Consider the following 22,454-nt stretch of genomic DNA (forward strand, 5'->3'; position numbering starts at 1 on the left):
ATTTATTCGTTTTCGCCCAAAAAGTGATTAGTGCGCCTGATCCCAGTTATCACCATGACCTGCATCTGCGACAAGAGGGACTTTCAACTGCGCTGCAGATTCCATCAATTCCTGTACTTTACTTTCAATTTCGGCCAAAGATGACTCTTCCACTTCCAGAACCAGTTCATCGTGTACTTGCATCAAAAGTTTAACCCGGCCATCACCCTCTTGCTGGATCCACTGATCAACCAAAAGCATCGCTTTCTTGATGATGTCTGCCGCCGTGCCTTGCATCGGTGCGTTGATCGCTGCACGCTCGGCCGCTTTACGGCGCATCACGTTACGTGAGGTAATTTCCGGCAAATGCAATCGTCGACCAAAAATGGTTTCCACATAACCAAGTTCAGACGCCGTACTGCGAGTATCTTCCATATACTGCATAACACCGGGGTAGCGCTCGAAATACTTATCCATATAGCCCTGCGCTTCGCCACGCGGAATACCCAACTGCTTCGCCAAACCAAACGCACTCATGCCGTAGATCAAACCAAAGTTCACCGCTTTAGCGCGGCGGCGCTGCTCGGAGGTGACTTGATCTATGCTCACGCCGAGAATTTCCGCAGCGGTCGCGGCGTGAATGTCTTTGCCCTGCTGGAAGGCATCCAACAAAGCCTGATCACCGGAGAGATGCGCCATAATACGCAGCTCAATTTGCGAGTAGTCCACCGCAAGAATTTTGTAGCCATGCGGCGCAACGAAAGCCTGACGAATACGACGCCCTTCTTCATTACGGATCGGAATGTTCTGTAAGTTAGGATCGGTAGACGATAAGCGCCCCGTCGCCGTTACCGCCTGATGATAAGAGGTATGCACGCGACCGGTGGTCGGGTTAATCATCTTCGGCAACTTATCGGTATAGGTGGATTTGAGCTTAGCCAGACCACGGTATTCAAGAATCACTTTTGGTAATGGGTAGTCCAGCGCCAGTTCTTGCAACACCTCTTCATTAGTCGAAGGCGTTCCCGATGGGGTTTTCTTCACTACTGGTAATCCCATCTGCTCAAACAGAATGGTTTGCAGTTGCTTGGGCGAGTTCATATTGAACTCTTGCTCGGCGATCTCGTACGCTTTTTGCTCTAACTCATCCAAGCGCAGCGCAATTTCCTGTGATTGCGCGGATAGCTTCATGGCGTCAATCAAAACGCCTGTGCGTTCAATGCGAGACAGCACAGGCACTAACGGTACTTCAATCTCTTCATACACAGATTTGAGTTTCTCATCCGCATTGAGCGACTCGGCTAAGCGATTGTGTAGACGCAAAGTAACATCGGCATCTTCGGCGGCGTACACGGCGGCTTCATTAAGATCGATCTGGTTAAAGGTTAGCTGATTTTTACCTTTACCTGCGATCTGCTCAAACGAGATGCAACTGTGCTGTAAGAATCGCAGCGCCAAACTGTCCATATCGTGTTTACCGCCAACGCTGTTGTAAACGTAAGAGGCCAACATGGTGTCGTGTTTGATGCCCCGCATCTCAATGCCGTAGCGTGCCAGCACTGAAGCGTCATATTTTAGGTTCTGACCGACTTTCGCTTGCGCATCGTCTTCAAGAATCGGTTTCAGTTGCTCAAGAACCCAATCGCGATCCAACTGCTCTGGTGCATCCAAATAATCATGCGCCACGGGCACATAGGCCGCGACACCCTCTTCGATGGCAAACGAGAGGCCCACCAGATTCGCCACCATGTAGTCGAGGTTGTCGGTCTCGGTATCGAAAGCAAACAGCTTTGCCGCTTTAAGCTTATCTAGCCAGGCATGGAAAGAATCTTGGTCAAGAATCGTTTCATACTGGCTACGATCGATGTTTTCCGCCGACGTGTTCAGCTCTTTAGCTGGTGAAGCCGCAGCGATGCTATCACGTGTGGATGCCGATTTTTCTACCGCTTCAACCACACCCGTGCCGCCATCAAGCAGTTCCGTCAACCAAGATTTAAACGTTAACTGGCCGTAGAGCTTTATCAACTCGTCTTTATTCGGCGTCATTTTATGCAGAGAATCTGGCGTTTCTTCCAGCTCAACATCGAGTTTGATGGTCGCCAACTGATACGACAACAGTGCATTCTCTTTGTTATCGAGCAGTTTTTTCGCCATAGTCTTCGAGCCACGAAAGCCTAATGCTGCGATCTCATCCAGGCGCTCATAAAGTGAAGAAATCCCGCCAATGCCTTGCAACAAGGCGACCGCCGTTTTATCTCCGACTCCGGGAACACCCGGGATGTTATCCACTTTGTCGCCCATCAGGGCGAGGTAATCGATGATCAGTTCCGGTGGTATGCCGAATTTTTCAATCACCCCTTCTCGATCCATCACCACATTGGTCATGGTATTGATCAGAGTGATGTTTTCATCGACCAACTGTGCCATGTCTTTATCACCTGTGCTGATCAACACTGGCATGCCTTGCTGGGAAGCTTGATAAGCGAGCGTGCCAATCACGTCATCCGCTTCAACGCCGGGTACGCAGATCAGTGGCAAGCCCATGGCGCGAATCACATCGTGCAGTGGTTCGATCTGACAGCGCAAATCGTCCGGCATAGGTGGACGGTGCGCTTTGTACTCCGGATACATCTCATCACGGAAAGTCTTGCCTTTTGCGTCAAACACCACCGCGATACGCTCAGAAGCAAATTGGCGCATCATGCTACGCAGCATGTTCACCACTCCATAAACCGCGTTGGTCGGTATCTCACCATTGCTCATGGTGCCGGGGTAAGCATGAAATGCACGATAGAGATAGGAAGAGCCATCGATCAGAATCAATGGATTTTCAGGAATACTCGCCATAATTGTAGATATCCAGCAGACATTAAATTTGATGTGCTAAGGATGCCACGTCTAACCCACTGAATCTATGTTGCAGATGTAATCCTCCTTATCAATGCACAAAATCTTATACTAAGCGAGGACCTCAAGCTGTGGATAACTCTGTTTATATTAATTATCCACTGGATATGCACTGGTTAGAAAATCAACAAACTTAATAGTTAACATATTGTTTTTAAATAAAAAAACAAAAGTATCACGGAGATAAATTTGATCTTTTCAGGATCCTAGCATGTGGAAAAAATATTTTTTGTTGAAAAACACAGCAGATTTGTCAAGAAAATGCGCATAAAAAAAGCGACATCAAAAGATGTCGCCTAGCGAAATGCGGTGCAGCCCAATCGGTGAGAACCACGGCCTGACCAGAAAGCTATAAATTACACTGGAAGCAATGTGAGCAATGTCGTGTCAAAAAGAATGCGTGCAAGTTCTGGGCAGTTCAGTTTCATTACTTATTAACACCTTGGTTAATCGGGCAACTCAACATCCTTGTGAACTATTTCGTATTCCCTCAGACGCATTTAATAATAATGATTCTCATTTGATAGTCAACATCTAAATGAGAAAAAATCTCATTTATTTTGATAGCTGTTTGACAAAGTGGATTCGAGACTCAGCAATGTTTTCCATTTTTTCATAATTATCAATCAGATAATTATTTCTCAACAATAATCTCAGCATGGAAGGAAACTGATTGCGCGATTTAACTCTTAAGCGTTGATACCCCTGCTCAAGCGCCCAAGCCTCTTGTTCCTCTAACAGGCGTTGCGCTACGCCATAGCCTCTAGCTTGTGGTGAGACACCACCAAACCAGCTGTAGAATTCATCACTCGTTAACTGATAGCCGATTTTAAATCCCAGTAGCTGCTCATCTTGTAATGCCACCAACACCAACGATTTCTTGCCCTGTAAGCGCTCATTCAAAGTGTGCACGGTTTCTTTGCGCACAAACTCGTTGATTGTCGCCACCACCGCGACCACTTCCTCAAGCGATCCTTGACGCACTGTTATCGACATCGTTTCTCCTAGCATAAAAAAAGCTGGCCGAAGCCAGCCTGTTAAGCTCTTTGCTCTTACTTTGTTAGGCGCAAATGTGCGGCCGTTTGGGCGTTTTCTTCCGCCAGCCACTCGGCAACGTCTTTCGCAAAGTAGGTTAAAATGCCGTCCGCCCCTGCTCGCTTAAAGCACAGCAGCGATTCAAGCACAGTTTCACGCTCTTTTAACCAGCCATTGAGAATGGCGGCTTTGTGCATCGCGTATTCACCCGAAACTTGGTAAGCAAACGTCGGCACCTGAAGCTCCGTTTTCACGCGGCGAACCACGTCCAAGTACGGCATCCCCGGTTTTACCATCACCATATCCGCCCCTTCGTTAATGTCTAACGCCACTTCGTGCAGCGCTTCATCACTGTTGGCCGGATCCATTTGGTAATTTTTCTTATTGCCGCCTTTTAGGTTGGCTGCTGAGCCGACTGCATCTCGGAATGGTCCGTAGTAACATGACGCGTACTTGGCCGAATAAGCCATGATTTGGGTATGAATATAGCCAGCCTCTTCTAACGCTTCACGGATTTTGCCAATACGACCATCCATCATGTCCGACGGTGCCACCACATCGGCCCCCGCCTCGGCGTGTGAGAGTGCCTGTTTGACTAAGACTTCGGTGGTTTCGTCATTCATCACGTAGCCGTCTTCATCAATGATGCCATCCTGACCATGAGTGGTGAACGGATCCAACGCGACGTCGGTGATCACACCCATTTGTGGCACGTGCTCTTTCAATGCACGAACGGCACGCTGCACCAAACCTTCTGGGTTATAGGCTTCGGCTGCACACAGGCTTTTCGCATCCTGATTGACCACCGGAAACAGAGCGATGGCCGGAACACCTAACTGCGCCAGGTACTGCGCTTCTTCCAGCATCAGATCGATAGACAAACGTTCTACGCCCGGCATGGATTCGACGCTTTCACGGCGATCTTTACCCATCAGAATGAACATCGGATAGATCAGATCGCTGACCGTTAACTGGTTTTCCGCCATGAGTCGACGACTGAAATCGTGCTTACGCATACGACGCATACGACGCGCCGGGAATGGCCCCTGGATAGATACAGACACTCTATTCTCCTTGTCTGGTGTATAGAATTGGCGAAATCATATCACTCTAGGTGCATGACGCCAGCAACAAAGCGGAAAAATGCCAAAAATGACCAAACGCTCACACTGACGTATAATCGCCCCACTGCTTTTATAACGAGACTCCGTAATGATCGATACTCATGCCCATATCTACGCCAGCGAATTTGATCAAGACCGTGCACAGGTCGTGGCACGTGCACAGCAGCAAGGCATTAGCAAGATCTTGTTACCCAATATCGACCTCGAATCGATTGAACCAATGCTCGCTACTGAAGCTGCCTATCCCGATGTCTGCCGCTCGATGATGGGATTACATCCCTGCTATGTCGATGCCAATGTCAAAGAGACACTCAGCATCATTCACCACTGGTTTGCCAAACACCCTTTCATTGCGGTGGGTGAAATTGGCATTGATCTGTATTGGGATAAAACCTATCGCCAAGAGCAGGAGTGGGCATTCATCACCCAGCTCAATTGGGCTAAAGAGATGGATTTACCTGTGGTGATTCACACGCGCGATTCGATTGAGGAGACACTAAAATTGCTGCGACAAGAGCAAAATGGCTCATTGCGCGGCGTGTTTCACTGTTTTGGCGGTAGCGTGGAAGAAGCCAAAGCGATCAACGATCTCGGTTTTCATCTTGGCCTTGGCGGAGTTTCCACCTTTAAAAATGGCGGAATGGACAGCGTTATCCCACAGTTGGATATGAACTACGTGATTTTGGAAACGGATTGCCCTTATCTCGCCCCCGTGCCACATCGGGGCAAACGCAACGAACCCGCTTACACGTCACTGGTTGCCCAACGTGTGGCCGAACTGCGCGGATGCTCGCTGCAACAAGTGGACACGCTGACCACTCACAATGCGCAGCAACTGTTTCAACTGTTCTAACACAGAGTGTGATACAGCTCATCTATCTCATCGCCGCTAGAAATGAGAGCAAGCGTGTTTTTTGCGCGGCTAATTTATTAAATCATAACGATATTTTATTATTTTATGGGATAAAGATCACATTAGGGCATAGAATAACACTCCAATTGCATATATGATCCAGCGCACAAAATACATAACACGTGAGTTATCAGCATGTGCAATCATAGTGTTCACTTACAACGTCAGCATCGGACTTTTTGGCATAAAATCATGGGTGTAAAAGAGCTTTACGTCTGCACCAAATGCGGCCATGTGGTCAAAGTGAAATAAAAAAAGCGGCTTCTTCAGCCGCTTTTTTTATTTCATTCTTGTCTACTTCTACTCTTCACTCTCTGTAGGATCCGCTTTACGCGTGTAAAAACGCGCAAAGAACAAGCCCACTTCGAACAGCAAACACATCGGTACCGCAAGTAAGGTTTGCGAAATAATGTCTGGCGGCGTGAGCAACATACCGACCACAAACGCACCCACGACAATATAAGGGCGTTTTTCACTCAAACTCTTCGGGTTAGTGGCCCCAGTCCAGCAAAGCAGAATGATCGCCACTGGCACTTCAAAGGCAATGCCGAAGGCCAAAAATAGCGCCAAAACAAAATCTAAGTAGCTGGCGATATCGGTAGCAAATTCGACACCGCCCAATGAGATAGCGGTGAAAAAGCCAAACACCAGCGGAAAGACCACAAAATAGGCGAACGCCACACCACAGTAAAACAGCAGCGAGCTGGACACCAACAGCGGCATCACCAAACGACGTTCATGCTTGTACAAACCGGGCGCAACAAAGGCCCACACTTGGTACAAAATGAACGGTACTGCCACAAACACCGAAGCGATCAAAGTCAACTTCAATGGCGTGAAAAAGGGCGACGCCACATCGGTGGCAATCATGGTTGCCCCGGCAGGTAAACGTTCGACCAAAGGCGCTGAAACGAACTCATAGATCTCAGCGGAAAAATAGATTAGCCCGACAAACACCACCAGTACCGAGACGATCGCTTTGAGTAGTCGATTGCGCAGTTCAAGTAAGTGGCTAATCAGGGGCTGTGTCTGCTCTACAGAAGACATATCAAACCTCTACAGTCAAAACAGAGCAAAAAGGAGCGACCATCGGCCGCTCCTGAGAAGAGAAACTATTCGGCTTTGTTATCTGCCGTTTTTGTCGGGGTGGCTTCAGTTACCGAGTCAGGCGCTTTTTCTGTCACTGGCTCCTTAGGCGCAGAAGCCACTTCAGGGGCAGCGTAAGGTCGGTTGACCGACTGCGCCGCTTGCTGCAATTGTTCCACTGACGCTTTGAGCTCTGGCGAGAGATTTTCCATCCCCATTTGCTCCGCTTTGCGTAAGTTTTCCTGCAACTCCTGCACTTTCAACTCGTGTGCCAGCTCATCTTTAACGCTGTTGGCCATGCTGCGCGCCGCACCAACAAAGCGCGACACGCTGCGAATTGCATGCGGCAAACGTTCTGGCCCCAGAACTACCAGACCCACCACAGATATCAATACCAGTTCCCAAAAACCGATATCAAACACGAATTATGCCTGCTCTTTATCTTTTTTGGTTTCGCTTGCAGCTTGCTTGGTTTGCTGCTCGAGACTCTTGGGTTCGAAGTCTGCGTCTTTTTTGTCTGACTCATCGTCATTCATGGCTTTCTTGAAACCTTTGATCGCGCCGCCCAGATCGCCGCCAATGCCACGCAACTTCTTGGTTCCGAACAGCAATATAACGATGACAGCAATGATTAGCAGTTGCCAGATACTGATACCACCCATTTTCTTTACCTCGGGTTTTGTAAAACAAACAATTTGATTAAGAGTTTAACGCCTATTGACGATAAGCTCGCCAGCTAAACAGCCAAAATGTGACGCCCATAAGCGCCGTTATCCATGACAGCTGCTCAAACGCATGGTCCACCAATATCGCTGAGCATACGACTAAGGTGGCACCAACGCCAAATAAAAACTTTCCTGTCGCCTGCGAGCGCTTGCTTTGTCGATAGCCCTGATAAAGCTGATCCATTCTCTGGTTCATCGCTTTACCTTGTCTTAAGCTGTCGTAAAGCAGCTCCGGCAGTTCCGGTAATTTTTCTGCCCAGAACGGCGCACGATCTTTAATCGCGTTGAGCACCGCCTGCGGGCCAACCTGATTCATCATCCAGCGCTCTAAGTAGGGTTTGGCGGTTTCCCACAAATCCAATTGCGGATAGAGCTGTCGCCCTAGCCCCTCTACGTAGAGCAAGGTTTTTTGCAGTAGCACCAGTTGCGGTTGCACTTCCATATTGAATCGGCGTGCTGTGTTGAACAAATTCAGCAGCACGTGACCAAAGGAGATCTCACACAAGGGCTTGGCAAAAATAGGCTCACAGACGATACGGATCGCGAACTCAAACTCGTCGATATTGGTATCGGCTGGCACCCAGCCGGAATCGACATGCAGCTCAGCCACCCGACGATAATCACGATTAAAAAAGGCCAGAAAGTTTTCCGCCAGATAGCGTTTATCTTCACTGTTGAGTGTTCCGACTATCCCGCAATCCAACCCGATCCACTGAGGGTTTTCTGGATGGTTAGGGCTGACAAACACATTCCCCGGATGCATATCCGCATGGAAAAAGCTATCACGAAACACTTGGGTGAAGAACACGCTGACACCACGCTCAGCCAGCAGCTTCATGTTGGTGCCGTTAGCGACCAAGCCTTCAATATCAGAAACTTGGATGCCATATATTCGCTCAGAAACCATGACAGTTTCATTACTAAAGTCCGGAAAAACTTCCGGCACGTACAGCTCTTCACTGTTTTCGAAATTGCGTCTGAGTTGGATAGCGTTGGCTGCTTCTCGGCGCAGGTCCAGCTCATCCAGCAGTGTTTTTTCGTACTCACGCACCACTTCAATCGGCTTAAGACGACGCGTCTGCGGCAGCGCTTTGGCGACAATGCGCGCCATGCGGTGCATCAGTTTGAGATCAGCATCAATGATGGAGCGAATGTCTGGACGAATGACTTTCAAAACCACTTCACGACCGTTGGATTTCAGACGCGCGGTGTGTACTTGGGCAATCGATGCCGACGCCAGCGGCGTGACATCAAACTCATCAAACCAAGTTTCCAGCGGCCCGCCCAAGGCTTTCTCTATTTGTGCCTTCGCCAAATGACCATCGAAAGGAGCAACTTGGTCTTGCAGCAGCGCTAAAGGGTCGGCAATGTGCGGCGGAAAAAGATCCCGCCTCGTTGAGAGCATCTGGCCAAACTTGATCCACACGGGCCCAAGCGATTGCAACGCCAAACGCAGGCGTTCTCCGGGCGGCTTATCGGCGTGACGATTTTTAATCCAAAATAGGCTTTTACGCAGTAAAAGGGGCGCTTTAGTTAGCTGGTGCGCCGGTAAGAGGTCATCTAAACCGTATTCCAACTGTACTTGAATAATCTGATACAGGCGTTTTAGTTCGGTTGGCGTCATGCTTTCTCCAGCAATCGCGTCAAACGCGCTTCCAATTGAGCGGTGGCACTTTGCACGTCATCCACTTGGTCACAAAAGTGCGCCACTTCTAGCGGCCCCGGCGCGACACGCCACTCTTCGGTTAACACTTGCCCCAAATGGTTTTGATGTTTCTTCGCCTGAGCACGCAAAAACTCGCCAACATTGCGCGCCCCTTCTACGGCGCTGTGAGCGACCACATCGCCCGTAACGCGCGACAGCCACTCTTCCACATCCGGCTTAGCATCAGTCATCAACTGGGCAAACTTCTGCGCCAGTTGGATATCGCCGTCCAGCACCAGTTGGTCTTGCTTAATCAGACGCGTGATGTTGGCCTGCTCACGCAATTGCGGCAAAACCGAGAGATTGAGCGACAAATAGCAATCTGGCTGGCCTTCATAATCGGCCAGCACATCGATTTGCTGACTGAACACAAAAGTCAGCGTCTGGTTAAGCTCTTTGAGATGGATTTGAATCACCTGCCCTTTGAGACGTAACAGGCGACGCTGTAGATCCGGATTGTCTTTGAACAACACATTAAGTGTGGTTTCAATCGCAGCGGTGATCAGCGGAGCAAAAGGCATGGGCGACCTCAGAATTTAAAACCACGGTGCAAAGCGACAATGCCGCCAGTGAGATTGTAATACGAGGTATTGTCAAAGCCCGCTTCGTTCATCATGCCTTTCAGTGTCTCTTGATCTGGGTGCATGCGAATCGATTCAGCCAGATAGCGGTAACTTTCTGCATCGTTGGCCACCAACTGGCCCATTTTAGGCAACAGATGGAACGAGTACGCATCGTATACTTTGGAAAGTGGTGCAAAAACCGGTTTGGAAAATTCCAGCACCAACAAACGACCGCCGGGCTTGAGCACGCGAAACATCGAACGCAGCGCTTTCTCTTTGTCGGTCACGTTACGCAGACAGAAACTGATGGTGATGACATCAAAATAGTCGTCCGGGAAAGGCAGTTCTTCTGCGTTGGCTTGCACGTAGTGCACATTGCCGACGATGCCGCTGTCACGCAGCTTATCGCGGCCAACGTTGAGCATTGAATTGTTGATATCAGCGAGGATAACGTGGCCTTTTTCACCGACGATGCGCGAGAATTTCGCCGTCAGATCGCCCGTGCCACCACCGAGATCCAACACACGCTGCCCAGGGCGAGCGCCACTGCAATCAATGGTGAAGCGCTTCCAAAGACGGTGAATGCCACCGGACATCAAGTCGTTCATGATGTCGTATTTCGCGGCGACCGAATGGAACACCTGCGCTACTTTGGCGACTTTCTCGTCTTTGGCGACAGTGGTAAAACCGAAGTGGGTGGTTTCCTGAGATTCTAAGGCTGTATCTGATTGCACGCTGATATCCGTCATTATTCTTCCTCTTGAGCAGCACGGTTCGACATCGGACCCAATTTTGGTTGTACGGCCCTCGACTGCGGGCGATTAGTTTACTTTATCCTCAGCGGGATGTCTTTCTACTAAAGGGTCATTTTGTGCTAATTGAACCAAATCGGCCGAAATGGGCCGTTTCACTTCAACCCCTAACTCTTTGAAACTTTCGGCTTGGCGGATGACGTTGCCACGACCGGTAACCAGCTTATTCATCGCTCCTTGATAGCTCTGATTGGCTTTATCTAATGCGCCGCCGAGGTTTTGCATATCATCGACAAACAGGCGCAGTTTGTCGTAGAGCTTGCTCGCGCGCTCAGCGATGATTTTCGCATTTTGATTCTGCCTTTCGTTGCGCCATAAATTGTCGATGGTGCGCAGCGCCACCAGCAAAGTGGTCGGGCTGACGAGAATGATGTTGTGCTCCAGCGCCTCTTTAACCAAGCTCGGATCAGCCTGAATGGCCAACTGAAACGCAGGTTCGACCGGAATGAACATCAGCACGTAATCTAAACTGTGGATACCGCGCAACTGGTGATAATCTTTGACACTCAATCCCTTAATATGACTGCGCAGCGCCGCCAAGTGCTCGCTCAGCGCCTGCTCGCGCTGCTCGTCCGTGTCGGCATGGAAATAGCGTTCATAGGCGACCAGCGCCATTTTCGAGTCAATCACCACCTGCTTATCTTGTGGCAGAGAGACAATCACATCCGGCTGATAACGCTTGCCCGCTTCATTTTGCAGGCTAACCTGCGTTTGATATTCGTGCCCTTCACGCAGGCCCGACTCTTTGAGCACCCGCGCCAGTACCACTTCACCCCAGTTGCCCTGCTGCTTGTTGTCGCCTTTGAGCGCTTGGGTCAAATTGAGCGCTTCCCGGCTCATCTGTTCGTTGAGGCGCTGCAAATTTTTCAGCTCATGCACTAAGGTGTGGCGCTCTTTCGCTTCTTGGCTAAAACTGTCGTTAACCTGCTTTTTGAACCCTTCCAACTGCTCTTTCAGCGGCGAGAGCAACCCCTCTAAACTGAGGCGATTTTGTTGATCCACTTTGGCGGTTTTCTCTTCAAACAGCTGGTTCGCCAGCAGCTCGAACTGCTGCTTGAGGCGCGTTTCCGCCTGTTCAAGCAACTGCAACTTCTCTTGATTGGCTTGATTGACCTGCTCATGGCGTGCTTGCTGCTCACGCAGTTGTGTCTCTAAGCTCGCTTTTTCTTCACGCAGGCGGCTTAACTCGTCGGCGTAGTGCAGGCGTTCTTGTTTGACCGCCTCGAAATAGCGCAGCTTCTCTAGCGCGGCCATCAATTTGCCATGCGACTGTTTGACCTCAAACGCCGCTTTATCGCGCTCTTCGTCGTATTCATCCAGCTCGCTTTGCGCTTGAGCTAAGGTGCGCGTGAGCTGCTCAATCTGGCTTTTGGCCAGTTGTTTGTCGCTTTCAAGCTGCTGCAAAAGCAACTGATTCTGATAGGCGAATTTCTGTTTGGTCCACCAACTGGCGAACGCGGCACTGCAGGTTGCGGCGCCCACGACCGCCAGCAATAGGGTCTGATTTTCGATAATCCATTGCATAATAAGGAGTTGACCGAGCTAAGATGCGTGCTTCAATGGTATTTTGGCACTGGATAAATGTCCAGTTTGTTGCCCAGAAAATCCTCGCTTACACTGGCTGTTTTGTCTCTCCGCTATTGAAACGAGGAATCATGAACGAGCGTCGCGCCCTAGGATTTGGCCTTGCTGCTGTCCTGCTTTGGTCTACCGTAGCCACTGCATTTAAACTGACTCTGGCCGAATTTACCCCGATCCAGATGCTCACTATCGCCAGCATGGTCTCGGCCATGGCTCTGCTTGTTATCTGTGCGCTGCAAGGCAAGCTGGGGCAAGTTGTCAGCACTTTTCTCGCCAACCCCTGGTATTACCTGATGCTTGGGCTGATTAACCCGCTAGCGTATTACCTCATCTTGTTTAAAGCCTATGACCTGCTGCCCGCCTCGCAGGCACAAGCGATCAACTACAGCTGGGCGATCACCTTGACGCTGATGGCGGCGGTGTTTCTTGGGCAGAAAATTCGCAAGCAAGATTGGGTGGCATGCCTGTTCAGCTATTTCGGGGTGATTGTGATTGCCACCAAAGGCGATGTGCTCGGTTTGTCGTTTGACAGCCCAACTGGGGTGGCGCTGGCACTCATTTCCACTTTGTTATGGGCTGGTTACTGGATTCTCAATACTAAAAACCGCGCCGATCCGATTGTCGGCGTGCTCCTTGGCTTTCTGGTCGCCATCCCGTTTGCGCTCGGGCTGTGTGTTTATGAAGGTGCGAAATGGCACACTATCAGTGTGCAAGGCTGGCTGGCTGTCACCTATGTCGGTCTGTTTGAAATGGGGGTTACATTTGTCCTTTGGCTCTCAGCACTCAAACAGACCAACAACACGGCGCGCATCAGCAATCTGATTTTTGCTTCGCCATTCATTTCGCTGATGCTACTGGCCACCATCATCGGCGAAGAGATCCATCCGACCACCTTAATGGGGCTAGTGCTGATTATCACCGGACTGGTGATTCAGCAGTTGAAATGGGGTAAAAACAAGCTCGCCACTGGCGATGCTTAACGCCCATGCCTTTCTGGCCTACATGGTTAAAATATCGTGGGCCATCTGGCTGCCTTGGCCGCGAATTTGGTCGACGACAAACGCGCGTCCGGGCGAAATACCAAGCGCGGTTGCGGCGGGATGCTCAGCCAAGTAGCACTGCTTTTCTTCTTCATCCTGCATGGTGTCCCAACAACGGCTGACATCGCGCGCCAGATAAAGCAAGCAAGCAAGCCGCTTGGCCACTTTTGCTCGCCCGGGATGGTTGATGTTTTCAATCGCATCTTTCATCTCGAGTGGGAACTGCCACGCTTCAGCCAGTTTGACACCGAGTTCTACCGCATCTGTACCCAGCACCTGTCGCTGCGCCGCCAGGGGCTTCATCCCTTGCTCAATGCGTTCGCGGATCATCAGCGCTTGCTCTGGTACTAAGGCGTGAATCATCAGTTCACCGATGTTGTGCAACACACCGGTGGTAAAGACTTCGCTACTGTCGAGCTTGGCCTGCTCGGCCAAACGGCTGGCAATCATGGCGATATCAAAGGTCTCTGCCCAGTAGCTTTTCAGATCGAGCGTTTCCACCCTAGGAAACGCGCCACAGATGATGGATGAGGAGACCAAAGTGCGCACCGCCTTAGTACCAACCCGCACGACAGCTTCATGGAGATTGTAGATTGGCTGGTTACCGGCAAAGTAAGCCGAGTTCGCCATACGCAGCAAACGCGCGCTCAACACCTGATCCATCGCCAATTTTTGCGACAGTTCAGCAAAGCTAAAATCATCCCGATTCACCATAACCAAAAGCTCTTGCAACACACTTTCGATCCGTGGCAACTCATTGAGACGCGAGATCAGCGCATCTTGGGACATAACTTTTTCCTTAACATCAGCAGAGTCATTAAATATAGCGCATACAGCTCTATTTAGGACCAAACAACAGCTCAAGATACGCAATAAAAAGAATGTTTTAGGCAATACATTGCTTATTTTGAGACACTCATCGGGCCAGAATTATAGACAAAACTTGCAATTTCACCTTGGGAAAGTGCGGTGAGTTGGTTAGGATATAACCAATTTTATAACATCGTTTGCGCTGATGCGAAACGCGGTTCAGTACGCGCTCGCGCCAGTCGGTTTTTTTCGGGCGCAACCTTGGCCCCTTTTTTCTGCTGCTATTACCTATGTTTCGCTTTGCTATCTCCCATGACGTACTCGCCCGCTGGAAACAGAAGATCACCAAAGCTTCTGAGTTTCTCGATTGCGACTGCTATTTTTACTCATTCAGCTACACGGAGCAGTGGATGCTCGAGTTCGCCATGCCCAGCGGCAGCCAAAGCCATTTGGGAGTGGAGATCTACGCCAAACTTGAGCAGTGGCAGGCAGAATGGCCCATAGGGCAAACCGAGGCTCAATACCAAACGGTGAACGATCAGGCGATCGCACTCAGCCCGGTTTGGCTGCTCGATCAGCAGTTGTTTGGCGTGTTGATCGCCCGTTGTCGCAAAGCGCAGCATGCCGCGCCGATGGCCGTGCAACTGTCTGGGCTCGCTGCCATCTTCAGTTTTGAACTGGCGAACTTATACCATCAGCAGCAATTGCGCCATCAAGCCGCTGAACTCACGGCCATACCCAAGTTGCAAGATTTTATCGACTGTCTTGAAGATCACACGTGGATAAAAAGTGTCGATGGTAAATATCTCGCCACCAACCAAAGTGTGGAGCAGGCTTGGCAAAAAAGTGCGCTTGAGATTGTTGGCCAGAGCGATTACGAGCTGTTTCCAGAATCCAGAGCGAAGAAGTTTATCGAATCCGATGAATTGGTCGTGGCCAGCGGCAACCAACAAGTGGTCGAAGAGTGTTATGTGTTTGATGACCAGCAAAATAAGAGCTGGCTGGAGACGATCAAGTCTCCTATTCGTAATCGTCGCGGTGAGTTGATTGGCATTTTGGGTATGACGCGCAACATCACCCGTCGTAAACACATCGAAACCCAGCTCACTTTAGCATCCAGAATTTTCAACAACTCCCAAGAAGGGATGGTGATCACCGATCACAACGCTCGTATTCTCGATGTGAATCAGGCTTTTAGCTCAATAACCGGCTACAGCGCCGAAGAGGTGGTGGGCAAAAACCCCAGTATTTTGCGCTCTGGTCATCATGACGATGCTTTCTACCAACAGTTGTGGCAGCAATTAGAACAACAAGGTCAGTGGAAAGGCGAATTCATCAACCGTCGCAAAGATGGCAGCATTTACCCGCAATTAGCCACCATCAGTGCGGTTCAAGATGAGCTGCATGAGTTGGTCAACTACATCTGTGTGTTTGAAGACATTTCCGCACGCAAAGCCAATGAAGCCAAGCTAGAGCGCATGGCGTTTTATGATCCACTCACTGGGCTGCCAAACCGCACACTGTTGGTGAAATTACTGCAACAGCAGATTAAAAGCGGAGAGCAATCTGGGCTGAGTTTTGCCACTCTTTTTCTCGATATCGACCATTTCAAACACATTAATGACAGTTTGGGCCACCTGTGCGGCGACACCCTGTTATCGCAGCTTGGCCGGCGTCTATCCGAAGCGTTGCACGGCCGGGCACACATCTCACGGATTGGCGGTGATGAATTTGTTGTACTACTGCCAGATCTGCAAAACGACGAGCAGTTGACTCAAGCGTTGAGCGACATTCTCAAAGTGTTCAACCGCCCCTTTCATCTCTCAGAGCAAGAGAGCCTGCGCGTTTCAACCAGCATTGGTATCGCCCGCTTCCCGCAAGATGGCACAAACAGCGAATCTTTGCTGAAAAACGCCGACACGGCTATGTATCTGGCGAAAAAGAATGGCCGTAATGGTTACGCGTTTTACTCGCCAGATCTGACCAATCAGTCGCTTTCACGCCTACGCTACCAATCGGCACTGCACGAAGCGTTGGAAAAAGATCAGCTGTTTTTGCTCTACCAGCCACAGTTTAATCTTTACGAGTCGCGCTTAGTCGGAATGGAAGCCTTGCTGCGCTGGCAACATCCTGAGTGGGGATTGATCTCACCCGCCGAATTCATTCCTGTCGCCGAAAAAACCGGGTTGATTCAGGAGATTGGCTTATGGGTCCTGCGTAGCGCCTGCCAGCAAGCCGCGACTTGGCTCAGTCAGGGGTACCGTTTTAGTCACATGGCAGTGAACGTGTCAGCGTTACAACTGCAAAATCCGCATTTTATTAGCGAGTTACAAGATATTTTACAGGATACCCAACTGCCAGCGAGAAAACTGGAACTGGAGATCACCGAAGGCTTCCTGCTGCACGATCCGGCCAAAGCCATCCAAGCACTCAATCAGTTGCGCGCGATGGGCGTCGAGATTGCGCTGGACGATTTTGGCACCGGCTATTCGTCGCTCTCTTATTTAAAAGGTTTGCCAATCAGCAAGTTAAAAATCGATCGCTCGTTTATCAATGACATTCCCGTCGATAGTGACAGCAACGCCATCGTCAAAGCGGTGATCGCCATGGGCGAAACCTTAGCGCTTACGGTGATTGCCGAAGGGGTGGAGAACCAGCAGCAAATCGACTATTTGATAAGCCAAGGCTGCTTATTGGGGCAAGGTTTTTATCTCGCTCGGCCACAAGATGCGCAGCAACTGGTTCAATTGATGGTCAGAGAGTAATACTGCCCATTTTAACAGGCGTCCTAAACAAGCCTGATTCATTTAGGACGCACTCCTCTTTACACCCACTGTCCCGCGACAAAGCCGCTCGACCAGCACCACTGGAAATTGTACCCACCGAGCCAGCCAGTGACGTCCATCACTTCGCCAATGAAATACAAACCAGAGACGGTTTTGCACTCCATGGTTTTCGATGAGAGATAATCGGTATCGACGCCGCCTAAGGTCACTTCCGCCGTGCGATACCCCTCGGTCCCGTTCGGAGCGATTTTCCACTGCTGCAAAGTTTCAATCACCGTTTGCCACTCTTTGCTGTTGTACTGTTTGAGCGGCTTGTCACTCAGTTCTTTACGTTCAATCAGCACTTCGACTAAACGCTTAGGTAGCACCTTGGCCAAGGTGTTTTTCATGCTCTGGTTAGGGTGTTTTTCTAGGTTGCGCGTCAGCAGTTCATGCAGATCGACTTCAGGCACCAGATTCACGTTCACCGCTTGCCCTGCTTGCCAGTAAGAAGAGATTTGCAGTACCGCAGGACCCGACAAGCCGCGATGGGTGAACAGCAGCGCCTCTTTGAACATGGTGCCGTCTTCTGCGGTGATCTCCGACGGAATTGCGATACCGGAGAGCTCAGCAAACGCTTCTTTGTCCTCTTTGTGCAAAGTGAACGGCACTAATCCCGCGCAAGTCGGCACGACCGGAATACCAAACTGCTCGGCAATCTTGTAACCATAAGGGGTTGCGCCCAACTTAGGCATAGACAGGCCGCCTGTCGCCACCACCAAAGATTGGCATGCAAACACTTCTGCGCCCGCACGCAGCACAAAGCCTTGCTCGGTTTTTTCAATCTCGGTGAGTTGCACTTGGTAGCGCTGAGTGATGTTGGGTTGATCGCACTCACTGAGCAGCATGTTGACGATCTCTTTCGCTGAATCGACACAAAACAGCTGGCCATGATCGCGCTCTTCAAACTCAATGCCGTACTTGTAGATCATCGAAATAAAATCCCAATTGCTGTACTGGGAAAGCGCCGACTTAACGAAATGCGGGTTGCGGCATAAATAATTTTTCGCTGACACATCATTATTGGTGAAATTGCAACGGCCACCACCGGAAATGAGGATTTTGCGTCCTGGCTTTTTGGCGTGATCGACCACCAGTACCCGGCGACCACGACGACCCGCCTCGGCGGCGCACATCAATCCTGCGGCTCCGGCACCAATAATGACGACATCAAACTGTTTACTCATGCTCGTGAATCTCTCTGGCAATAAAAAAGGATGTGCAGTTGGCACATCCTTACTTTTTCGCCGCTATTCTAATGCGAAAGCGGGTTATTTTCCAAGCACTCGCTTACAGAAGAAATGCCGCCAGCAGTGTCACTCCCATCAAGCTGACAGAAAGAACAAACAGCTCGCGTACGCGGTCGCATTTTCCAGTAAACACAGGGTCATGATGATGGTGATACTCGCGGCTTTTTAAGTAGTGATAGAGACGCACCTGCTTGGTGACATTCCCATGCGTGGTAAAAAAACCGTTGCCATCCACTTGTTGATACAAGAGCGGGTGGGCTTCTCGCATAATGTAGATAAGAGAACGCAGTGCGGTGAGATAGCGGGCCAGATTAACGCCCGTCACTACCATAAGCGTGAATAGGATAATATCTGCATTGATCATCTTTTCCTCCCTACATCTTCAACAATGCTCAAGAGAAAAAGACGATCGTCGCCTTTTTTCCCGCTACCGGGAACTTAACGTCCCGTTACGCAGCTGGAGCATCCATCACTGAAGATGAACCTTCTTTCGCCAGTTGTGCCAGATCTTTGTCGATAAAGAACAGCGCCTTGCCGTCTTCACCCACAAGTTCGATCTTGTCTAAAATCCCTTTAAACAGCTTTTCTTCTTCGTGCTGCTCAGCCACATACCACTGCAGGAAGTTGAAGGTTGAATAGTCCTGACAGGTAAAGGCAAGGTGAGCCAGTTTATTGATTTGTTCTGTGATCATTTTTTCATGTTCATAAGTTTCACGGAACACATCACCCAAGCTCACGAAATCATGTTTTGGTGCGGCGATGGCGCCTAAAATTGGCAGAGCCCCAGTTTCGCTCACATAAGTAAACAAACGCTGCATGTGGCCCATTTCTTCTACCGCATGCGTACGTAAAAACTGCGCTGCGCCATCAAAACCTTTATCTTCACACCAAGCACTCATTTGTAAGTATAGATTGGATGAGAAAAATTCCAGATTAATTTGCTCATTCAGTTGGTCGACCATAGTCTGAGACAGCATGTGGGCTCCTGATATTTTCATGTCTGTGGCTGGCAACTATAACACGAAAAATTCGATAACTCTTTGTTCACTGGATACGGTTCTGAGATCCCAACGGCAAAAAACTGTTCACCTAAGTGCTAATGTTGAACTATACCCAAAGGGGAAAATGATAAAGGAGACCACACCATGAGTTATCAACACATACTGGTTGCCATCGATCTGTCTGACGACAGCAAACTACTGATAGATAAAGCCGTTTCTCTTGCAAAAGCACTGGAAGCCAAAGTTTCCTTTATTCACATTGATGTTAATTACGCCGAGCTCTATACCGGCCTTATCGACATCAACATGGCCGAAGCCCAGCACCATGCGATGGAAGCCTCGCGCACCCAACTGACCAATTTGGCGGAATACGCTAACTTCCCTATCACTCATACTTTGGTCGGCAGTGGCGATTTAAACAATGAGTTATGCGACACCATTGGCGAATACAATATCGACCTGCTGGTGTGTGGCCATCATCAAGATTTTTGGAGCAAACTGCTCTCTTCTACTCGCCAACTGATCAACTGCTCGCCAGTGGATATGCTGGTTGTACCATTGAAAGAGTAAGTTTTGCTTTTGCCGCCCATCGCAAATCGGTAGACTGCGCGAATTGATTAATAATTACTCTCAGTTATGTTTTATCTCAATGCAGTCACCCTACTATGGGCATTCTCCTTTAGCCTGATCGGCGTGTATCTCGCTGGTCAGGTCGATTCTTGGTTCTCTGTACTGATGCGCGTCGCATTGGCCAGTGTGGTTTTTCTGCCGTTTCTCAAATTCAAAGGGATCAGTAAAGCGCTGATCGGCAAACTGATGCTGGTTGGCGCTTTTCAACTTGGCCTGATGTACTGTTTCTACTACCAATCTTTCCTGCTGCTGTCGGTGCCGGAAGTGTTGCTGTTTACTGTTTTCACGCCCATTTACGTCACCCTGATTTACGACCTGTTGAAAGGGCGCTTCTCCCCGTGGTACTTGCTCACGGCGCTGATTGCCGTAGCTGGTGCAGCGCTGATTAAATTCTCCACCATTAATGAGAATTTCTTGCTGGGCTTTTTGGTGGTGCAAGGCGCAAACCTTTGTTTCGCCATCGGCCAAGTGGGCTATAAGTTCATCATGGAAAAAGAGTCGCTGGATTTGCCGCAGCATACGGTGTTTGGCTACTTCTACCTCGGTGCGCTGTGCGTGGCATTGGTGGCGTTTGCTCTGCTCGGCAACGTCAATAAGCTACCGACCACTGATGTGCAGTGGGGCATTTTGATTTACTTGGGGCTGATTGCGTCTGGACTAGGCTATTTTGCCTGGAACAAAGGCGCGACTATGGTCAACGCAGGTGCGCTGGCGGTGATGAATAACGCCTTGGTGCCCGCCGGGCTGATTGTCAATATCGTGATCTGGAACCGCGATGTTGACTTGCTACGCCTTGCCGTCGGAGGCGGAGTTATTCTGCTATCGCTGTGGATAAACGAACGCTGGGTGAAAGCGAAAGTTGAGCGCGACTACGCACGTACAGTCCGTTAATAAAAAAGTTCGTTGATAAAAAAGCCCGTTGATAGAATAGTCCGTTAATAAAAACCGCCCACGACATGTGGGCGATTTTTTTTAACGTCTCACTCAGTGCATGGGCGTCTCTTGGCGCACCGCTTGAGTATGATTCAGCACCCGCAGCACGCCACTAAACTTATGCAATTTGCGCTCAAGCTTCTCTCTTCGTTTCAACTGTTTGGCCTTTTTCTTGGCCAACTTAGCCAGCTTCTTGTGATACTTACGCTGCTTTTTTAGCGCTTTCTTGGCTTTTTTCAGTTGCTTCTTATTGAGCGAGAGCAAGCTTATGGCAAAGTCGTTTAACGGCGCGCTCGCCGAGGTTGTGACCTCTGCACTTTCCATCGGCAAGCTCGGTTTAACCACAATCGGCGCGGGTGGGCTAACTATATGCTCGTTTTTCGCTTCGCTTTGCGCCGCATTCTGGCGCAACGCTTTTAACGATGGAATCGCTTGCGGCTTACACAGTGAACCTTTCGCTGCCGACGAACGAGCGCACGCCCGGCAAAGATATTGGGGCGCGGCGACCAATTGGTGAATTTCCCCCAGCTGATCCGCGATCTCTTTGCGGTTCATCTTACAAAAGCGTTTTGCCATGCTACTACTCCAGCGTGCGCGATGTGTATCCATCGTTGATATTTTGAATAATAATAATTCTTACTAAGATATACAGCGCAGCGGAATATTTAGCAAGCAAGTTATCACCGCAAAACGCGCTCCTTTACTTGCCGAGGAGCTAACTCATTGATGCATTAACATAGACGTCAAAACGATTCTTTTTGGTTTCGATCGCCATCGCCGGTTTCTGCCCATCGAGCCACTCGGCATAGTCAGGGCGTTTGACCACGACCCGTTTGCTCGCCAAGGCCAAAGCGGGCGCCAGTAAGGCATCGGCGTCGCTATCGGCGCCCACCAAGGATTGAAACACGCGCATCTCTTTTTTCACCAGCGCACTTTTTTTCTTGTTCTCTGGATGCGGGTACATAGGATCGAGATAGACCACGTCCGGACGGACAAAATTCGGGTCGCTAACCAATTGCGTTAATGCATCGTGACTGGAAGCGTGCAGCAGCGACATACGCTCACTGACCCACGGGCCAATTTCCACATCCTGTTTGGCGCGTTGCAAACCGTCTTCCAGCAGCGCCGCCACCACCGGATTACGCTCGACCATCTGCACTTTGCAACCGAGCGAAGCGAGCACAAAGGCGTCTCGGCCAAGGCCCGCGGTACCATCAAGCACACTCGGTGTCGCCCCTTTATTAAGCCCTGCGGCTTTGGCGATCGCCTGCCCTTTTCCACCGCCAAATTTGCGCCGATGGCCGACCGCGCCGCCCACCAAATCGACATAAATCGCGCCCAGTTTAGGTTCGTCCAGTTTACGCAATTCCAGCCGCTGCGGTGTCAACACCAGAGCCATCACGCTCTGCTCATCCTGCACCAGTTGCCAGCGAGCGGCGATGGCGTCCAATTGCGCTTGCATCGTCACGTCTTCACAAATCAGCTGTAATTGCACTGAAAGCTCCCCAAAAAGTAAGAAAATAATCGCCGCGAGT

Annotated in this window: 21 protein-coding genes; 5 read left to right on the forward strand and 16 right to left on the reverse strand. The window is 50.0% G+C overall.

Going from position 1 to position 22,454, the window contains the following annotated elements; translation table 11 throughout:
* Positions 1-27 precede the first annotated feature (27 nt).
* The 3 genes from polA to hemB form a co-directional block, all read right to left on the reverse strand.
* Positions 28-2,826 (reverse strand): DNA polymerase I, encoded by a 2,799-nt coding sequence (gene polA, locus EWA64_RS08095; RefSeq protein WP_061893750.1) that lies wholly within the window; start codon positions 2,824-2,826, stop codon positions 28-30.
* A gap of 615 nt (positions 2,827-3,441) precedes the next feature.
* On the reverse strand, positions 3,442-3,876 hold the full coding sequence (locus EWA64_RS08100) for a GNAT family N-acetyltransferase (protein ID WP_170320327.1): 435 nt from the start codon (positions 3,874-3,876) through the stop codon (positions 3,442-3,444).
* Positions 3,877-3,938: 62 nt separating this feature from the next.
* A complete protein-coding gene (gene hemB / locus EWA64_RS08105; protein WP_039422605.1) occupies positions 3,939-4,985 on the reverse strand; it encodes a porphobilinogen synthase in 1,047 nt (348 codons plus the stop codon).
* Between the two features lie 148 nt (positions 4,986-5,133).
* Between hemB and EWA64_RS08110 the strand changes: the two genes are divergently transcribed.
* Positions 5,134-5,898 carry a TatD family hydrolase gene (locus EWA64_RS08110; RefSeq protein ID WP_061893748.1) on the forward strand — a complete coding sequence of 255 codons (765 nt, stop codon included), beginning with the start codon at positions 5,134-5,136 and terminating at the stop codon, positions 5,896-5,898.
* Positions 5,899-6,258: 360 nt separating this feature from the next.
* Here the strand turns inward: EWA64_RS08110 and tatC are convergent, their stop codons facing one another.
* The 7 genes from tatC to rmuC all read right to left on the reverse strand — a co-directional run bounded on the left by tatC (position 6,259) and on the right by rmuC (position 12,373).
* Entirely contained in the window at positions 6,259-7,005 is a 747-nt protein-coding gene (tatC, locus tag EWA64_RS08115) for a twin-arginine translocase subunit TatC (RefSeq protein ID WP_061893747.1), read from the reverse strand.
* A 65-nt stretch (positions 7,006-7,070) separates the two neighbouring features.
* Positions 7,071-7,466 carry a Sec-independent protein translocase protein TatB gene (gene tatB, locus EWA64_RS08120; protein ID WP_061893746.1) on the reverse strand — a complete coding sequence of 132 codons (396 nt, stop codon included), beginning with the start codon at positions 7,464-7,466 and terminating at the stop codon, positions 7,071-7,073.
* Positions 7,467-7,469: 3 nt separating this feature from the next.
* Positions 7,470-7,706, reverse strand: coding sequence for a Sec-independent protein translocase subunit TatA (tatA, locus tag EWA64_RS08125; RefSeq protein WP_039422597.1), 237 nt, complete (start codon positions 7,704-7,706; stop codon positions 7,470-7,472).
* Between the two features lie 52 nt (positions 7,707-7,758).
* On the reverse strand, positions 7,759-9,393 hold the full coding sequence (gene ubiB, locus EWA64_RS08130) for a ubiquinone biosynthesis regulatory protein kinase UbiB (RefSeq protein WP_061893745.1): 1,635 nt from the start codon (positions 9,391-9,393) through the stop codon (positions 7,759-7,761).
* The gene (locus EWA64_RS08135; RefSeq protein WP_061893744.1) at positions 9,390-9,995 is read right to left on the reverse strand and encodes a ubiquinone biosynthesis accessory factor UbiJ; all 606 of its coding nucleotides are present in this window, start codon (positions 9,993-9,995) and stop codon (positions 9,390-9,392) included. Before EWA64_RS08135 ends, ubiB begins: the two co-directional genes overlap by 4 nt.
* 8 nt (positions 9,996-10,003) lie before the next feature.
* On the reverse strand, positions 10,004-10,786 hold the full coding sequence (gene ubiE / locus EWA64_RS08140; RefSeq protein WP_061893743.1) for a bifunctional demethylmenaquinone methyltransferase/2-methoxy-6-polyprenyl-1,4-benzoquinol methylase UbiE: 783 nt from the start codon (positions 10,784-10,786) through the stop codon (positions 10,004-10,006).
* Between the two features lie 72 nt (positions 10,787-10,858).
* On the reverse strand, positions 10,859-12,373 hold the full coding sequence (rmuC, locus tag EWA64_RS08145; protein WP_061893742.1) for a DNA recombination protein RmuC: 1,515 nt from the start codon (positions 12,371-12,373) through the stop codon (positions 10,859-10,861).
* 131 nt (positions 12,374-12,504) lie between these two features.
* Here rmuC and EWA64_RS08150 point away from each other — a divergent pair, with 131 nt between their 5' ends.
* Positions 12,505-13,410: a DMT family transporter gene (locus EWA64_RS08150; RefSeq protein WP_061893790.1), complete on the forward strand. Its 906-nt coding sequence runs from the start codon at positions 12,505-12,507 to the stop codon at positions 13,408-13,410.
* An 18-nt stretch (positions 13,411-13,428) separates the two neighbouring features.
* Here the strand turns inward: EWA64_RS08150 and EWA64_RS08155 are convergent, their stop codons facing one another.
* Positions 13,429-14,259 carry an HDOD domain-containing protein gene (locus tag EWA64_RS08155; RefSeq protein WP_061893741.1) on the reverse strand — a complete coding sequence of 277 codons (831 nt, stop codon included), beginning with the start codon at positions 14,257-14,259 and terminating at the stop codon, positions 13,429-13,431.
* Positions 14,260-14,570: 311 nt separating this feature from the next.
* Between EWA64_RS08155 and EWA64_RS08160 the strand changes: the two genes are divergently transcribed.
* Positions 14,571-17,045, forward strand: a complete 2,475-nt coding sequence (locus EWA64_RS08160) for a putative bifunctional diguanylate cyclase/phosphodiesterase (protein WP_061893740.1) — start codon at positions 14,571-14,573, stop codon at positions 17,043-17,045.
* A 59-nt stretch (positions 17,046-17,104) separates the two neighbouring features.
* Here the strand turns inward: EWA64_RS08160 and EWA64_RS08165 are convergent, their stop codons facing one another.
* From EWA64_RS08165 to ftnA, 3 genes are all read right to left on the reverse strand, one after another.
* Positions 17,105-18,292, reverse strand: a complete 1,188-nt coding sequence (locus EWA64_RS08165; protein ID WP_061893739.1) for a BaiN/RdsA family NAD(P)/FAD-dependent oxidoreductase — start codon at positions 18,290-18,292, stop codon at positions 17,105-17,107.
* 103 nt (positions 18,293-18,395) lie between these two features.
* Complete coding sequence (gene uspB, locus EWA64_RS08170; protein ID WP_039422576.1) at positions 18,396-18,719, reverse strand: universal stress protein UspB; 324 nt, start codon at positions 18,717-18,719, stop codon at positions 18,396-18,398.
* Positions 18,720-18,804: 85 nt separating this feature from the next.
* Entirely contained in the window at positions 18,805-19,332 is a 528-nt protein-coding gene (gene ftnA, locus EWA64_RS08175) for a non-heme ferritin (RefSeq protein WP_061893738.1), read from the reverse strand.
* A gap of 168 nt (positions 19,333-19,500) precedes the next feature.
* Here ftnA and EWA64_RS08180 point away from each other — a divergent pair, with 168 nt between their 5' ends.
* Together EWA64_RS08180 and EWA64_RS08185 are read left to right on the forward strand one after the other, a co-directional pair.
* Positions 19,501-19,926, forward strand: coding sequence for a universal stress protein (locus EWA64_RS08180; protein WP_061893737.1), 426 nt, complete (start codon positions 19,501-19,503; stop codon positions 19,924-19,926).
* 66 nt (positions 19,927-19,992) lie between these two features.
* Positions 19,993-20,877, forward strand: coding sequence for a carboxylate/amino acid/amine transporter (locus EWA64_RS08185; protein WP_061893736.1), 885 nt, complete (start codon positions 19,993-19,995; stop codon positions 20,875-20,877).
* A gap of 93 nt (positions 20,878-20,970) precedes the next feature.
* On the opposite strand, the gene EWA64_RS08190 is transcribed toward EWA64_RS08185, so the two are convergent.
* Both EWA64_RS08190 and EWA64_RS08195 read right to left on the reverse strand, forming a co-directional pair.
* Complete coding sequence (locus EWA64_RS08190; protein WP_061893735.1) at positions 20,971-21,495, reverse strand: hypothetical protein; 525 nt, start codon at positions 21,493-21,495, stop codon at positions 20,971-20,973.
* A 139-nt stretch (positions 21,496-21,634) separates the two neighbouring features.
* Positions 21,635-22,414, reverse strand: a complete 780-nt coding sequence (locus EWA64_RS08195; protein ID WP_039462382.1) for a class I SAM-dependent methyltransferase — start codon at positions 22,412-22,414, stop codon at positions 21,635-21,637.
* Between the last annotated feature and the right edge of the window lie 40 nt (positions 22,415-22,454).

Source organism: Vibrio cidicii (assembly GCF_009665415.1).
GTDB lineage: Bacteria > Pseudomonadota > Gammaproteobacteria > Enterobacterales > Vibrionaceae > Vibrio > Vibrio cidicii.

Coding starts and splice junctions, on each gene's coding strand:
- polA (WP_061893750.1), bottom strand. CDS start 2,826: ATGGCGAGTATTCCTGAAAATCCATTGATTCTGATCGATGGCTCTTCC.
- EWA64_RS08155 (WP_061893741.1), bottom strand. CDS start 14,259: ATGTCCCAAGATGCGCTGATCTCGCGTCTCAATGAGTTGCCACGGATC.
- rmuC (WP_061893742.1), bottom strand. CDS start 12,373: ATGCAATGGATTATCGAAAATCAGACCCTATTGCTGGCGGTCGTGGGC.
- ubiE (WP_061893743.1), bottom strand. CDS start 10,786: ATGACGGATATCAGCGTGCAATCAGATACAGCCTTAGAATCTCAGGAA.
- EWA64_RS08135 (WP_061893744.1), bottom strand. CDS start 9,995: ATGCCTTTTGCTCCGCTGATCACCGCTGCGATTGAAACCACACTTAAT.
- EWA64_RS08165 (WP_061893739.1), bottom strand. CDS start 18,292: ATGAGTAAACAGTTTGATGTCGTCATTATTGGTGCCGGAGCCGCAGGA.
- ubiB (WP_061893745.1), bottom strand. CDS start 9,393: ATGACGCCAACCGAACTAAAACGCCTGTATCAGATTATTCAAGTACAG.
- EWA64_RS08150 (WP_061893790.1), top strand. CDS start 12,505: ATGAACGAGCGTCGCGCCCTAGGATTTGGCCTTGCTGCTGTCCTGCTT.
- uspB (WP_039422576.1), bottom strand. CDS start 18,719: ATGATCAATGCAGATATTATCCTATTCACGCTTATGGTAGTGACGGGC.
- ftnA (WP_061893738.1), bottom strand. CDS start 19,332: ATGCTGTCTCAGACTATGGTCGACCAACTGAATGAGCAAATTAATCTG.
- EWA64_RS08180 (WP_061893737.1), top strand. CDS start 19,501: ATGAGTTATCAACACATACTGGTTGCCATCGATCTGTCTGACGACAGC.
- tatA (WP_039422597.1), bottom strand. CDS start 7,706: ATGGGTGGTATCAGTATCTGGCAACTGCTAATCATTGCTGTCATCGTT.
- tatC (WP_061893747.1), bottom strand. CDS start 7,005: ATGTCTTCTGTAGAGCAGACACAGCCCCTGATTAGCCACTTACTTGAA.
- EWA64_RS08190 (WP_061893735.1), bottom strand. CDS start 21,495: ATGGCAAAACGCTTTTGTAAGATGAACCGCAAAGAGATCGCGGATCAG.
- EWA64_RS08185 (WP_061893736.1), top strand. CDS start 19,993: ATGTTTTATCTCAATGCAGTCACCCTACTATGGGCATTCTCCTTTAGC.
- EWA64_RS08110 (WP_061893748.1), top strand. CDS start 5,134: ATGATCGATACTCATGCCCATATCTACGCCAGCGAATTTGATCAAGAC.
- EWA64_RS08160 (WP_061893740.1), top strand. CDS start 14,571: ATGTTTCGCTTTGCTATCTCCCATGACGTACTCGCCCGCTGGAAACAG.